Below are 13,466 nucleotides of genomic sequence, written 5' to 3' on the forward strand. Positions count from 1 at the left end.
TTTTTCTAAAATAAAAAATCGTTACAGAAAAGTTACAAATCCATCTCGATAAAAAAAGATTGGCAAAGGCCAATCTTTTTTTATTATTCATTTCGAACTGGTTTTGGTGTTACACCTAAATGCTCATTTAATTTTTTCGAAATATCTTTTACATTTTTTTCGTTTGGAATGTAATAATAAATACCTCCGATACGTTTATCCGTACCTTCTATTTGCATTTTTTCCATTTCTAAATTAGATCCTGCCATATTTTTTGTAATCGCAAGCATATCATCGAAAGTTAAGTTCGTTTTCATATTTTTATCAACCGCATCAAGTAAAGAGCCCATTTTGCTAATTGATTGCACAGACATCGCTTTTTTTGCAATTGCTTCTATTACAAGTTGTTGTCTTTGTCCACGCATTGCGTCACTATCAATTTTACGCGTTCTTGCAAGTGCAAGTGCTTGTTCTCCATTTAAATGTTGGAAGCCTTTTTCTAAATGAATCATACCCGCTTGGTCTTTACTATCTTGCTCTGTGAAAGTAACAGGTACATCAATATCAATACCACCAAGTGAATCGACAATTTGTACGAATGATTCAAAGTTAAACTTCACATAATAATCAACAGGAACATTTAAAAATCTTTCCACTGTATCTCGTGTACTTTCAACACCACCAAATACGTGTGCGTGTGTAATTTTATCTAATTTCTTTCTAGATGGAATATATACACGTGAATCACGCGGAATACTTACTAATTTAACTGATTTATCATCTTTATTAATTGTTGCTAATAAAAGTGCATCTGTGCGAACAGCTTCACCATATTGACTTTTTCGCATTTCACTACCATCTACACCCATAATTAAAATAGAGATGTTATCATTTAAAGGCTCAACTTCTTTATCACGTTTTGATGATTTATCAATTTGTGCATACGCATCACTTACAACAGCTTTTGCTTTATTATATATTAATGATCCATATCCTACTCCTCCAAAAATAAGTAGGAAAAATGGAATTAAAATGAACCATTTTATTGACCTTCTTTTAGAACGTTTTTTATTGCTTCTCGTATTTTGTTCTAATTCAGAGCTCATCTTCATTCGCCTCTCTTTCTCTTTCCCTAGTATAATGTATGTCTAGTATTCTTCATATTGAATTTCCTTTCAAACACCTTACATTTTTGTAAGGTTACATGATGAATCCAATATGTATCCCATTTCACATTATACTCTCGTGCTTATTTTTGGCAAGTCACTATTTTCCAACTTCAAATATTTAACACTTCGCAACATTCGAAATTATAGATTTATAAATTTATTCGTTTCGAATCCTTCAATTTTCACCTGAAAAATTAGTAATGCAACAATACATTTCATATTATCTCTCAATCGGTGTATACATTGTTTTCTTCCCATGATTATTAATGAAAGCGGATTTTGCTTTTAGTTTCGTCTTTTCTATTTCTATCTCTGCATTCGAGAAATTCACAATAATTTTAATATCTTTTCCATAAGAAGCAGATTGAACTAATTTATCTTCTGACAAATATACAAAGTTCGTCATTTCTTCTTTTACTGCCTTTTCATGAACGTCATTCCAAACTTTCAGGTGCTGCGTAATTTCTTGTTTATGCTTATTCCATTCTACTTTATCTAAATGGTACAACGGAGGAACATTATACAATAATTCGTATAGCATACGGTTCCCTACCTCATCTTTTACTTTCAAACTTCCCCATTCCCAGTGGTGCGTTGTAATTACAGAATCATTGTATACTAATTTATATAATGGTACTGAATATACAGGGTTTAAATACACTTGTTTATATTCTTCTTTTAACGGTACTTGTTTTGCATATTTTTCTGGAACATTTTGATTCGGTGACCAATATCCGCCCACATAATACGGACTTGTTTTATTTTTCCTCATATCTTCATCGTCCCATTTAATAACCGGTGTTTCAATACCGTGAGCAAATGCAATCGTGCTACTTGCAAAGTCATTTCCGCCTTCTGAGCCAACTACCATACCTTTTTCTTGCGCAATATAATCCATTCGTTGCAATCTTGCTTTTAAATCTTGTTCTTGTGTCGTTATATGTTTGGCTGAATAGTCATCATAAATTTCACCTGTTGCATCACAATCAATAAACCATGAATTATATTTAGGTCCATTTTGTAAAATATCGTTCATTCGCTCTTTTACACTAGGAAGAGATAAAGTTGGATTTAACTTTCGCCCTCTACCTAAAAATCCTTGCACTTTTTCTCCATTTTTCTTCGTCACAGTTGCCTCTTCATATAACGATGGATCCTGAAAAGAAGCTGTATTCCAATTTTTATCAACTTTTTCGTGAATAGAATGATAAGAATCATACGGACCAACTAAATATCCCATTTTCTTAGCTTCTGTCACGAAATCAGGCTGCATATACCCTTGTTCCCAGTTCGGTAGCCCAATCCATGCATTGTCTATTCCTGATTCTTTCATTTCCTTTATAATATCCGTTCCATCTGCCTTACCCCATTTACTTACTTCTTCAACCGCATCACCGAGCGCTGATTTTAATACATGCTTATTTAAGTTATATAACTCCATCTTCGATAAATGGTCTATCCCTTTGTTTAATAACTCACTAGCGTTCTGATCAACCTTTTGAAAAATATCATCTTTATACAATTCCTTCATTGATAATACTTCATTTACATAACGCAAAATAACATTTTTTTGGTACTTATCAATGAAATCTTGTTTACTTAATTGCTCAAACACACTCAGTTCTCCAGGCTCCGAACTATTCTTTTGAATAAGCCCTTTTATATGACTAAATACAGGACTATTTATTTGCTCTCTTATTTTAGGCCAATTTACGTTACTGTCAGACAAACCATTTTGATTCCAAAAATAAAAATGAGCAGCACCATAAAGTTTTTCAATCTCTTTATTTTTTCTAGCCTTTTCTTGTAATGTTTTAAATTCACCTTTTTGAGTAATATTATCCTTATACAGTTTAGCAATACTGACTGCATCATTATTTGTCACATATAATTGAAATCCATATGCTTTATTTTTATTTATACTCGGGAATTCATGTATAAAATCAAATCCTATTTTCGGATCCGAATGAAATTTCAATTCATTATTAAACATATTGTTCGTAATAAATACAATTGAATATTTCGAACCATTTAACGCAAAAAACTTCATAGAAAATGATTCAGCAAATGAATATGCATCATCCTTTAAAAACTTCTTCCAATTTTCATCATTACTCGGAATTTGCTTACCTTCCCATAACGGAAGTGTATAATTTTCAGCTTGTACTTTCGGCCACGTAAAGCTTTCTGCACCAGTCGATTCCACTTCAATATTTAAGTGATCTTTTTTCTTTTCTAGATTCACTTTTACTTTTTGATCTGGATATTCCCAAGATGTTCGATCCTTGTCTTTTTTTACATTCGCCACCTTCATTTTCGGTAACGGCTGTGACGCCTGTTCCTTTACACCATCATGTTCTACAGTTAACATGAAAGTCTCTGGATTTACATCGTAAGTAAACTCTTTATACGTCGCTTTCTTTACTTTAGAATCTTGTACAGCCTTGTTACCTTTTACATCACACCCGACTAAAGTCGAAAATGACATCGTTGTAAGAAGACATATTGCTATCATTTTTTTCATCTTTTGCACCTCCACCACTGAATATACAGGGGCTTTGTTACAGGAATGTGGCAAAAAAATAGAACTAGCATAACGCTAGCTCTATTTTGAGTATTATAAATAAGTGTGTATGAACAACTATAATCTGCTTAAAGTATATGTAGTACAATAACCGTGTTTTTTCATCCCCACTAAATATAAAAGCAAATAATTCGAAGCCTTAACACTTATTTTTCAACTAAAAAAATAAGTGTATATAATATACCCTAAAACTAGCACTAAAATTACTAGCGCTGTACCTTTCCAATTCATACCATCCGTCATATCAACTGGACTACCTGATTCAGCTCTGTTGAATCCATCATTTAAAGAACCGGTAGGATTATTTTTCAATTCACTTTGCCTTATACGTTCTCTGTTTTCTTCTGGTGACTCTTTTTTCATACGATCACCTCTAAATTAATACACACTTTACTAAATTATACATTATTACTTTTCTTTTATATGCCAACTGAAAAGATATTTACAACAAAAAAAGCTAGCAATGCTAGCTTTTTTATAGTTCTATATGTTCTTCTTTATTTACAGTAATTCCTCTATGATCGATTTCTAGCTCACACACTTTCATAGACGTAAATACTCTCGCTAATTGCTCAGCAATTTCTTGACGCTTATCATATGGCGTTAATATAAAAATGGATGGACCTGCACCACTAAGCGCTGTGCCGTATGCTCCAAACTCTTTTGCACATTTACGAATTGAGGGTAATAGCGGTACGAGTTCTAAACGATACGGCTCGTGAAAATGATCTCTTTCCATCATTTCACCTACAACTTCCCACTTCTTTTGACAAAACGCAGCTACTAATACGTTGCTGATTGCACTAGCCTTAACTGCTTCATGAAACGGAAACACATCTGGTAATACAGATCGGCTTTCCTCTGTATTTAACTCTTCATTTGGAATAAGAGAAATTACACCTAATTCCTTACTTTCAATTCTTACAACCGAAACATTCTTTCCATCAAGTGCTCCGATTACAGTTCCTCCTAATATAGAAGCCGCAACATTATCTGGATGCCCTTCAAAATTTGTTGCAATTTGAACTTTTTGATCAGTCGTTAAGTTTAAATTGCCAAGTTGATTCGCAAGCTCTATCCCTGCTGCAATTGCTGATGCACTACTTCCTAGTCCTCTTGTAAGCGGGATATTACTAGTAACTTCTATTATGTGAGGTGATAAAGAAGGACATACTTTACATGCCGTGCTAACGATTAAATTTTTATCATCTGTCGGAATTAATTCTTCAAAGGAATGGATTACTTGCCATCTATCAGCTTTTTCTTTTACCACCACATCTAAATATAATGACAAAGCTATTCCTACTGAATCAAATCCAGGTCCAACATTCGCTGTACTAGCAGGAACACGAATACTTAATGGTATCACGACATAATCACCCCTTTAATATGTTCTTTAATTTGTTCTATATTATTTGAAACACTTGCAATATCTAATGTATTAGAAGAAATTGCGATATCAGGATCTTTCAAACCGTTTCCAGTTAAAACTGCAACAACTGTCTCTCCTTTTTTGATTTTTCCAGATTGAACATGTTTAATTACACCTGCTAATGAAGCATTTGATCCTGGCTCAGCGAAAACCCCTTCCGTTTTTGCTAATAATCTATACGCACGTAAAATTTCTTCATCTGATACCATATCTATTTCACCGTGAGACTGTTCAGCAGCCTCTACTGCATATGACCAACTTGCGGGGTTACCGATACGAATCGCTGTTGCAATTGTTTCAGGTTCTTCAATGACATGTCCTTTTACAATAGCAGCTGCTCCTTCCGCTTCAAATCCGTGAATTCTTGGCTTCTTATAGCCTTTTTCTTTCTCATATTCACAGAAACCTTTCCAGTATGCTGTAATATTTCCGGCATTCCCAACAGGAATCGCTAAAACATCTGGTGCACTTTGCAACTGGTCACAAATCTCAAATGCTGCTGTCTTTTGCCCTTCAATTCGATAAGGATTCACTGAGTTTACTAATGTAATCGGCTCTTCCGCAGCAATATTTCTTACAGCCTTAAGTGCATCATCAAAATTTCCTTCTATTGAAATAATTTCAGCTCCGTAAGCGACTGCTTGCGCTAATTTTCCATGTGCAATCTTTCCTTCCGGGATTACGATTATACATTTCATTCCAAGGCGTGCCGCGTATGCTGCGGCCGATGCCGAAGTATTACCTGTTGATGCACAAATAATTGCCTCCGAACCTTCTTCTTTCGCCTTCACAACAGCCATTACCATACCACGATCTTTAAAAGAACCTGTCGGATTCGCACCTTCGTACTTACCGTATAACTGAATCCCTAATTGTTTTGATATATTTAATAGCGGAATAAGAGGTGTATTTCCTTCCATTAAGCTAACATCAGGTGTATTTTCATTCACCGGTAAATAAGAAGCATACTGTTTTAATAATCCTTTATACATATTGTTTTTCCTCCTCAATAATGTAATAACTGTTTATTTCACTTGCGACACTTTCTATCGCTCCTAGAACTCGTTCAAATTGATACTTTGAAGTTTGATGTGTCACAACAACGACTTCTGCAAGTTCACGATTTAAAGGTAATTGAATAACTTCTTTTAAACTTACAGAATAATTAACGAAACATTCTGTTATTTTTTGCAACATCCCAGGTTCATCTCGTAATGAAATACGTAAGAAATATTTCGAAACGACTTCTTCATCCCCTTGTAACTCGTATGGCTCTGGTTCTTTTAACACACTTTTATTTTTCTGAACTTGATTCATATTTTTAACGATTGAAATAATATCACTTACTACAGCAGAACCAGTCGGTAACTTCCCGGCTCCAGGTCCGTAAAACATTACTTCTCCTACCGCTTGACCGTGAACATATACTGCATTAAATTCATTATTTACATTCGATAATGGATGATGGCTTGGTAAAAGTGTCGGTTCTACACTTAAATGAATGGCTGATCCTTGTTTCTCTGCTTTCCCAATTAATTTCATAGTAAATCCTAACTTTTCAGCCATTTGTAAATCTTCTTTTTCGACCTTTCGAATCCCTCTTACTTGTACATCATCTAAAGAAACATTCATCGAAAAACCTAAGTTTGCAAGAATGGCTACCTTTCTCGCCGCATCTAGCCCATCTACATCTGCTGTTGGATCCGATTCTGCGAAACCTAATTTTTGTGCTTCTTGTAAAGCCTCTTCGTACGACCATCCATTTTGACTCATCTTTGTTAACATGTAATTTGTTGTACCATTTACAATCCCCATTATTTTTTCAATTTGATCTGAAGCTAATCCGTCTGTTAATCCTCTTAACACTGGAATACCGCCCGCTACACTTGCTTCATAACATAAATCACAATCATTATCGTTCGCCAGTTGGAGAAGCTCTGCACCGTATACAGCCATTAAATCTTTATTTGCTGTTACGACATGTTTTTTATTTCGTAAAGCCTTAACAATATGTTGCTTTGCTTCTTCAATTCCGCCCATTACCTCTACTACAATATCAATATTTGGATCATTTAGAACTTCATCGACATGACTTGTTACTACGATTCCATCAATGCAAACATCACGTTCTTTTTCTAAGTCACGTACAACGACTGTCTTTACCTTCACTTCATACCCTGTATCAAGTGTAATTTTTTTATAATGTTCTTTCAAAATATGGACAACACCACTTCCGACCGTACCTAAGCCTAACACCCCAACATTAATAACGTTATTCATTTTCTAATCTCCTCCTACAATTTTATTTTTTATCTCTATCAATCACCTTGCTCTGCTTTTTAATCATGCAGGTGGTGGTTATTTCCGTACGTACAAATCGTTTCATTTTACTGCACCTCCTTTCAAAGTAAAAAAACACACTCATCCCTAGGAAAGGGACGAATGTGTTTTCGTGGTTCCACCCTTGTTCCAATCCAGACTTAACTCCTTCTAGATTGCTCAAGTTCAGATAACGGCTGATTCCGTCAATAATTACTAGATTACTCGTTCACTATTGAAGTTCAAAGGTGGTAAAATCATTTCTCGTGTTAGGAAGCTCACACCCTTGGCTTCCCTCTCTGTAAACCGTAAAAATGATTCCGTGTCCTTATCGTTACTTTTTCGTTCATGTTTATTTGTTAACTCATTATACTCGTATAAACAACAAAATCAATACTATTTTTTAATTATTTTTAATTTTCAATCTCTAATTCAATAAAAAAACACACTCATCCCTAGGAAAGGGACGAATGTGTTTTCGTGGTTCCACCCTTGTTCCAATCCAGACTTAACTCCTTCTAGATTGCTCAAGTTCAGATAACGGCTGATTCCGTCAATAATTACTAGATTACTCGTTCACTATTGAAGTTCAAAGGTGGTAAAACCATTTCTCGTGTTAGGAAGCTCACACCCTTGGCTTCCCTCTCTGTAAACCGTAAAAATGATTTCATGTCCTTATCATTACTTTTCGTTCATGTCTATTTGTTAACTTATTATAGTTATCAACTTTTTAAAAAGCAAGCCTATTTTTACTAACTATTTTCAAAATCATTTTTTATTATATTTCACAATAACATTTTACAATTGCCGCTCGATTTACCTATTTTGCTATTTCTCCATTTTGTAAATCCACGGTTCATATATAAATATCCCATTCTAAAATGTGTACATATTCACCTTACAAAGATATATTAATAAAGTTTTTTAATACAATCTTTTCGTATAACTTTCTTCTAAAGAACGTGCAACATCTTCTTCTGAAGCATTCACTTTCGCATGCTCCAGCAACATTTTTGCTGTTGAAGGTAATTCTTTTTTATTTAACCAAAATTCTGAATCCCACATCTTAGAACGAATAAAAGCTTTTGCGCAATGAATATAGCATTCCTCTATTTCAACAACAATTCCAAGTAACGGATTGCGTCCATTTGCCTGCATTTCTTGCAAAATTTCTTCATCGTTTGTAACGAATGCTCGGCCGTTTATTCGGAGTGTCTCCCCAAGACCAGGGATCAAAAAGAGTAACCCTACGTGCGGATTTGAAATAATATTCAAAATGGAGTCTATACGACGGTTGCCTGGTCTTTCTGGAATGATAATTTTATTATTATTTAATACGTATACAAATCCAGGTGCGTCCCCTCTCGGCGAAGCATCACACTCTCCTAATTTATTTGCAGTAGATAATACTAGAAAAGGAGATTTAGACAGAAAATCTATGCAATGATGGTCTAATGATGAAATAACTTTTTTCAAAGCTCGCTCACTTGGTCGCCCCAATATTTTTCGTAATTCTTCCTCTGTTGAAATAATCGATTTTATTTCCTTATTCTCTATCCCCACTTATACCCACTCCTTTTTCTTTATTTTCCCAAAATCCAATACAAATATTGTATAATAAAATTTGCGGAAAGGGGAATTTAAATGACAGAGTGGTTAACAATATTTGATACTGAAAGAAATATACTTGGGAAGAAATTACGTGATGAAGTGCATCGTGACGGTGATTGGCACGAAACATTTCATTGTTGGTTTGTAGAAAAAGATGCTGAAGATATGTTTTTATATTTCCAATTACGCTCTAAAAATAAAAAAGAAGCTCCTAGTATATGGGATATTACTTCAGCTGGACATATTATGCATGATGAAGAAGTACAAATTGGTGGTCTTCGTGAGATTGAAGAAGAATTAGGGCTTTCCTTTCAAACTACTGATTTAGCATACAAGGGCATCTTTAAAATAGATTATGAAATTTCAAATCTTACTGATCGCGAGTTTTGTCATATGTATTTTCACAATGTCATGAATCCACTTCCATTTGCACCAGGTGAAGAAGTAGACGATGTGATGAAAGTACATGCAACTTCTTTTCTACAACTATTAAAAAGAGAGATTTCATCTTTTACGGCTATTTCTGTTTTAAACAATAAACCAATAACGATAAAATTTGAAGATATTTATCCATATGATCTTGCATACTATGAATTTGTTATAGAAAAAGGAAAAGACTTACTAGAAAATAATAGTATATAAATAAAATAGGACTCCCATTTTAAAGTACTTGGGAGTCCTATTCTTTATAGTGGACGATTGACAATACCCGACTGATTTAAATTCCAGTTTATTTTCTCTCTTTCGATGTTTGGAACATACTTGGCAGCGTTACAAAGCGTGCCCCTTTCGTTTTCAACTGCGGAATAATTTTGTCTAGCGCCTCTACAGACCCTTGCAAATGTCCACCTGGAGTCGAATGCTGAAGTATAACACTGCCAGGAAATGAATTCCCTAACACATTATTTGTAATCGTATCAGCGCTTACTCCTTTCCAATCAACCGTATCAACACTCCACTGTACAATCATAAAATTTTGCTCTGTCGCCCACTTCAATTGATTTTCAAGTATTTCACCGTACGGCGGACGTATAAACTTCGGTGCATAACCAGCTAAACGATTTAATATTTCTTCTGTTTTTATAATTTGATTACGATACTCAGCATCATTTACTTTCGCTAAATTTGGATGGCTATACGTATGATTGCCAATTACATGCCCTTCATTCGCAATACGTTTTACTACATTCGGAAACTTTTCTGCATTTTCACCAAGCAAGAAGAAAGTCGCCTTCACATTATGTTGTTTTAACTTATCTAAAATTTTCGGCGTAAATTCTAAATCTGGTCCATCATCAAATGTAAGAGCGACTTCCGCTTTATTGTACGGCCCTGAAAATGCGTACGCATATTTTTCGACCCACGAAAATGGTGTCCACGATCCACGCTCATATGCTTTCATTTGTACTGTATATTTTTGAGGGATATATGTGTATGGCAATGAGCTCATATAGTCTCCATAATAAAATGAGTGATATGGCATATAGGCGTACGAAACATCTCGTTCTAGTCCCCATTCATATGGGGCAAACATTTCTGATGAATAAAAATAATACATGATAAAAACCTCCCTAAAATTTCATATGTGATTCATCTGCACTTTGTTAGAGAAATTATTATTCATGAACAAAAATAAGACTGTCCATAATTAGGACAGTCTTACTGCTTTATACAATTAATAAATCGATGCACTATCTTTCGGCAAAGCTTTTACATGTTTTAAATAGCTTGTCACTCTGTTATCATCACCTTGCGGGTATTGATACCCATATGTGTTAGCAATTTCGTTCGCAACTTTTCTAAATAAATCACCCATTACAAAAAATGACTCCCAAATATCTTCATATTCATCATTCGAATAGGTCCTTTTAAATTGCTCCCACATATCTTTTTCAATGTATTGCTCGAAAAGCTTTCCAAACTTCCCTGCATTAACTGTAAAGTCTGTTTTCATACCAATATGCCATTCTAACATTACGATGAACATATCCCGCACCGGGCCATCAAGTATTCCTTTCGCATAAGAAAGTTCTTCTCTCCATAGTCCTTTTGCCACATTCGTACTACACCACCAAAATTCATTACAGCAATCTAAAAACTCTTTTTCTGTAGGCTTTTTTATTAAGTAATCCCTATCGCTTGCTGGTGGAAATTCGTCAATACAATTATCTTTATCCAGAAGCAGTTCACTTAAACTATCTTGTCCAATGAACTTATTTATCAAATCAAAGGGAACGAGCGTTAAATCAATTCGGTTTCCATCCATAAACTGCATTAAATACGGAAATTTCCCGTCTTCATCTGCTGGAACTAATGACATTTCTTCCGGCATTTGTACAATCATTATTTCGCCAAATCTATGAATCCAATTATGATTAGACGTAAAAGATTGTATATCATTTACAACATACATAATATCATAGTCTTGAAAACAATCTTTTTTCACATGTGGATTTACACGTGACCCATTCATGATGACAGCTCGAATTCTTCCATCCTCTTTTGCTGTACTAATAATTAAGTCTAACATTTCTTTTTCAGTTTTCATCTATTCCTAACCTCCAATTTTTATATAAACTTATATTTCCAAGTATGTTGGAGGTCCACGAGCTAGCTGTGTTGTACACGATACATGTTATAATTTTTGAAACATCTTTTTCATCTTTTTACCACCTTCCGTCATTCTTTTACGACTACCATTACAAACCCATCGTATCCTTTACTTCCGACAGTTTGAAGCGCAGTAGCACTTACACGTGGCTCTGCAGCTATTAATTCATAGAAGCGACGTATCCCTTGTACGCGAGGATCGTTACTCGTATTGTCAATAACTTCTCCTTCACGTACTACGTTATCACCAATAATTATAGTACCAGGGCGTGATAGTTTCAGTGCCCATTCAAAATAAGTAGGATTATTTTGTTTATCGGCGTCTATAAAAATAAAATCAAATGGTTCATAATTCTCATTTTCGATTTGCTGTAAAGAATCTAAAGCTAATCCTGTTCGCACTTCAATTCTATCATTCAAATTGGCACGCTCAATATTGCTACGTGCAATTTCAGCATGCTTTTCACTTGCCTCCAATGTAACAACTCTGCCTCCCAATGGCAATCCCCTTGCAAGCCATACCGTGCTATACCCGCCTAGAGTACCAATTTCCAAAATGTTTCGAGCTCCTTGAATTTGTACTAATAGTTGCAAAAACTTCCCTTGCGTTGGCGATACATCATGTGCTGGTAAATTAGCTGCAGCGTTTGCTTGAAGTACTTCTTCTAATGTAGAATCTTTCGGTATTAATACATCACTCACATATTGATCAACAGCCGTCCATTTCTCAATTGTACTCATGTAAATACCATCCCTTTCAATATTTTTCTACTATTCACATATTATTATACAGAAAATTCTGTCTCGTAAACAAAAATAAAGAAGGGACATCTCCTCCATTACAGAATAAATATCCCTTCTTTTGTTTATAAAATTATCCCTTACGGATTAGTAGACCAAAGTCCTGCTGATTTAATAAATGTACGTTTATTTAATTTCAGCTGCGCTACGATAAACTCTGCAATATCTTCTGCTTGCATTACTTTATCTGGGTTTCCATCAGTTAACCCTAAATCTACAGCCATATCAGTTGCTACTGTACTTGGAGTTAAAGCTGTTACACGAATATTATGTTTGCGAACTTCCATCGCTAACGATTCTGTTAAGCCAAGAACACCAAATTTAGAAGCACTGTATGCACTTGTTACAGGTGCACCTTTTTGTCCTGCTGTAGATGAAATGTTAATAATATCACCAGATTGTTGTTCAATCATACTTGGTAAAGCTGCACGAGTTGCATAGTATACACCCATTAAGTTTACTTGAATGATTTTTTCCCAATCAGCAACGTCTAATTCTAAAAACTTACCGAACTTAGAAATACCAGCGTTATTAATTAAAATATCGATAGACCCTAAACCATTTTTTAACGTTTCAATTGCAGTCGTTACCTCTTCATATGAAGATACATCAGCAGTCGTAATAACAGCTTTTACGCCTTCTGCTTCTACTTCTTTCGCTACAGCTTTTAAGTTTTCTTCTGAACGAGCTAAAAGACCTACATTTACGCCCTCTTTCGCTAATGCGATTGCTACAGCGCGACCAATTCCTCTACCTGCTCCTGTAATTAAAGCATTTTTACCTTGTAATAATTCTGCCAAGTATAACACTCCTTAATCATCTCAGTTATGTATTATATTAAAATTGTATCTGTGTTTATGTAAAAAGGCAATGATGCACTTTCATGTGCGTAGGTTACTTATAGGTAACTATGGAAAGTTTTTATTGATAAGTCTCATGTTTTTGCCATAATTCATGTAAA

Annotated in this window: 12 protein-coding genes and 2 other annotated features; of the genes, 1 reads left to right on the top strand and 11 read right to left on the bottom strand. The window is 34.7% G+C overall.

The features are described 5' to 3' along the window. Window positions 1-83: 83 nt before the first annotated feature. From QCI46_RS18025 to QCI46_RS18055, 7 genes are all read right to left on the bottom strand, one after another. Window positions 84-1,085, bottom strand: coding sequence for an LCP family protein (locus QCI46_RS18025; protein ID WP_353841050.1), 1,002 nt, complete (start codon window positions 1,083-1,085; stop codon window positions 84-86). A 283-nt stretch (window positions 1,086-1,368) separates the two neighbouring features. Then, window positions 1,369-3,672, bottom strand: coding sequence for a glycoside hydrolase (locus QCI46_RS18030; RefSeq protein WP_353841051.1), 2,304 nt, complete (start codon window positions 3,670-3,672; stop codon window positions 1,369-1,371). A 213-nt stretch (window positions 3,673-3,885) separates the two neighbouring features. Further along, entirely contained in the window at window positions 3,886-4,095 is a 210-nt protein-coding gene (locus QCI46_RS18035) for a DUF6366 family protein (protein ID WP_353841052.1), read from the bottom strand. A gap of 112 nt (window positions 4,096-4,207) precedes the next feature. Then, window positions 4,208-5,101 carry a homoserine kinase gene (gene thrB / locus QCI46_RS18040; protein WP_353841053.1) on the bottom strand — a complete coding sequence of 298 codons (894 nt, stop codon included), beginning with the start codon at window positions 5,099-5,101 and terminating at the stop codon, window positions 4,208-4,210. Further along, on the bottom strand, window positions 5,098-6,156 hold the full coding sequence (gene thrC, locus QCI46_RS18045) for a threonine synthase (protein ID WP_353841054.1): 1,059 nt from the start codon (window positions 6,154-6,156) through the stop codon (window positions 5,098-5,100). The genes thrB and thrC overlap by 4 nt, the downstream gene beginning before the upstream one ends. Further along, window positions 6,149-7,444, bottom strand: a complete 1,296-nt coding sequence (locus QCI46_RS18050) for a homoserine dehydrogenase (protein WP_353841055.1) — start codon at window positions 7,442-7,444, stop codon at window positions 6,149-6,151. The genes thrC and QCI46_RS18050 overlap by 8 nt, the downstream gene beginning before the upstream one ends. Window positions 7,445-7,595: 151 nt before the next feature. Beyond that, window positions 7,596-7,827 (bottom strand) — a binding site (T-box leader). Between the two features lie 115 nt (window positions 7,828-7,942). Further along, window positions 7,943-8,174 (bottom strand) — a binding site (T-box leader). 233 nt (window positions 8,175-8,407) lie between these two features. Further along, window positions 8,408-9,046: a pyridoxamine 5'-phosphate oxidase family protein gene (locus QCI46_RS18055; protein WP_353841056.1), complete on the bottom strand. Its 639-nt coding sequence runs from the start codon at window positions 9,044-9,046 to the stop codon at window positions 8,408-8,410. An 81-nt stretch (window positions 9,047-9,127) separates the two neighbouring features. On the opposite strand from QCI46_RS18055, the gene QCI46_RS18060 reads away from it, so the two are divergent. Further along, window positions 9,128-9,736, top strand: a complete 609-nt coding sequence (locus tag QCI46_RS18060; protein ID WP_353841057.1) for an NUDIX hydrolase — start codon at window positions 9,128-9,130, stop codon at window positions 9,734-9,736. Between the two features lie 88 nt (window positions 9,737-9,824). Here QCI46_RS18060 and QCI46_RS18065 read toward each other — a convergent pair whose 3' ends face one another. From QCI46_RS18065 to QCI46_RS18080, 4 genes are all read right to left on the bottom strand, one after another. Beyond that, window positions 9,825-10,652, bottom strand: a complete 828-nt coding sequence (locus QCI46_RS18065) for a peptidoglycan-N-acetylglucosamine deacetylase (protein WP_353841058.1) — start codon at window positions 10,650-10,652, stop codon at window positions 9,825-9,827. A 117-nt stretch (window positions 10,653-10,769) separates the two neighbouring features. Continuing rightward, window positions 10,770-11,642 carry an aminoglycoside 6-adenylyltransferase gene (locus QCI46_RS18070; RefSeq protein ID WP_353841059.1) on the bottom strand — a complete coding sequence of 291 codons (873 nt, stop codon included), beginning with the start codon at window positions 11,640-11,642 and terminating at the stop codon, window positions 10,770-10,772. Between the two features lie 131 nt (window positions 11,643-11,773). Beyond that, window positions 11,774-12,445 carry an O-methyltransferase gene (locus QCI46_RS18075; RefSeq protein ID WP_098204183.1) on the bottom strand — a complete coding sequence of 224 codons (672 nt, stop codon included), beginning with the start codon at window positions 12,443-12,445 and terminating at the stop codon, window positions 11,774-11,776. Window positions 12,446-12,585: 140 nt separating this feature from the next. Further along, window positions 12,586-13,305, bottom strand: a complete 720-nt coding sequence (locus tag QCI46_RS18080) for a 3-ketoacyl-ACP reductase (protein ID WP_142343625.1) — start codon at window positions 13,303-13,305, stop codon at window positions 12,586-12,588. Window positions 13,306-13,466: the final 161 nt, after the last annotated feature.

Source organism: Bacillus cereus group sp. RP32, from assembly GCF_040459735.1.
Taxonomy (GTDB): Bacteria; Bacillota; Bacilli; order Bacillales; family Bacillaceae_G; genus Bacillus_A; species Bacillus_A wiedmannii.

Bases quoted from the DNA above. Each gene is read 5' to 3' on its own strand.
- QCI46_RS18025 (WP_353841050.1), bottom strand. From the start codon at position 1,085: ATGAGCTCTGAATTAGAACAAAATACGAGAAGCAATAAAAAACGTTCT.
- QCI46_RS18030 (WP_353841051.1), bottom strand. From the start codon at position 3,672: ATGAAAAAAATGATAGCAATATGTCTTCTTACAACGATGTCATTTTCG.
- QCI46_RS18035 (WP_353841052.1), bottom strand. From the start codon at position 4,095: ATGAAAAAAGAGTCACCAGAAGAAAACAGAGAACGTATAAGGCAAAGT.
- thrC (WP_353841054.1), bottom strand. From the start codon at position 6,156: ATGTATAAAGGATTATTAAAACAGTATGCTTCTTATTTACCGGTGAAT.
- QCI46_RS18050 (WP_353841055.1), bottom strand. From the start codon at position 7,444: ATGAATAACGTTATTAATGTTGGGGTGTTAGGCTTAGGTACGGTCGGA.
- QCI46_RS18060 (WP_353841057.1), top strand. From the start codon at position 9,128: ATGACAGAGTGGTTAACAATATTTGATACTGAAAGAAATATACTTGGG.
- QCI46_RS18065 (WP_353841058.1), bottom strand. From the start codon at position 10,652: ATGTATTATTTTTATTCATCAGAAATGTTTGCCCCATATGAATGGGGA.
- QCI46_RS18070 (WP_353841059.1), bottom strand. From the start codon at position 11,642: ATGAAAACTGAAAAAGAAATGTTAGACTTAATTATTAGTACAGCAAAA.
- QCI46_RS18075 (WP_098204183.1), bottom strand. From the start codon at position 12,445: ATGAGTACAATTGAGAAATGGACGGCTGTTGATCAATATGTGAGTGAT.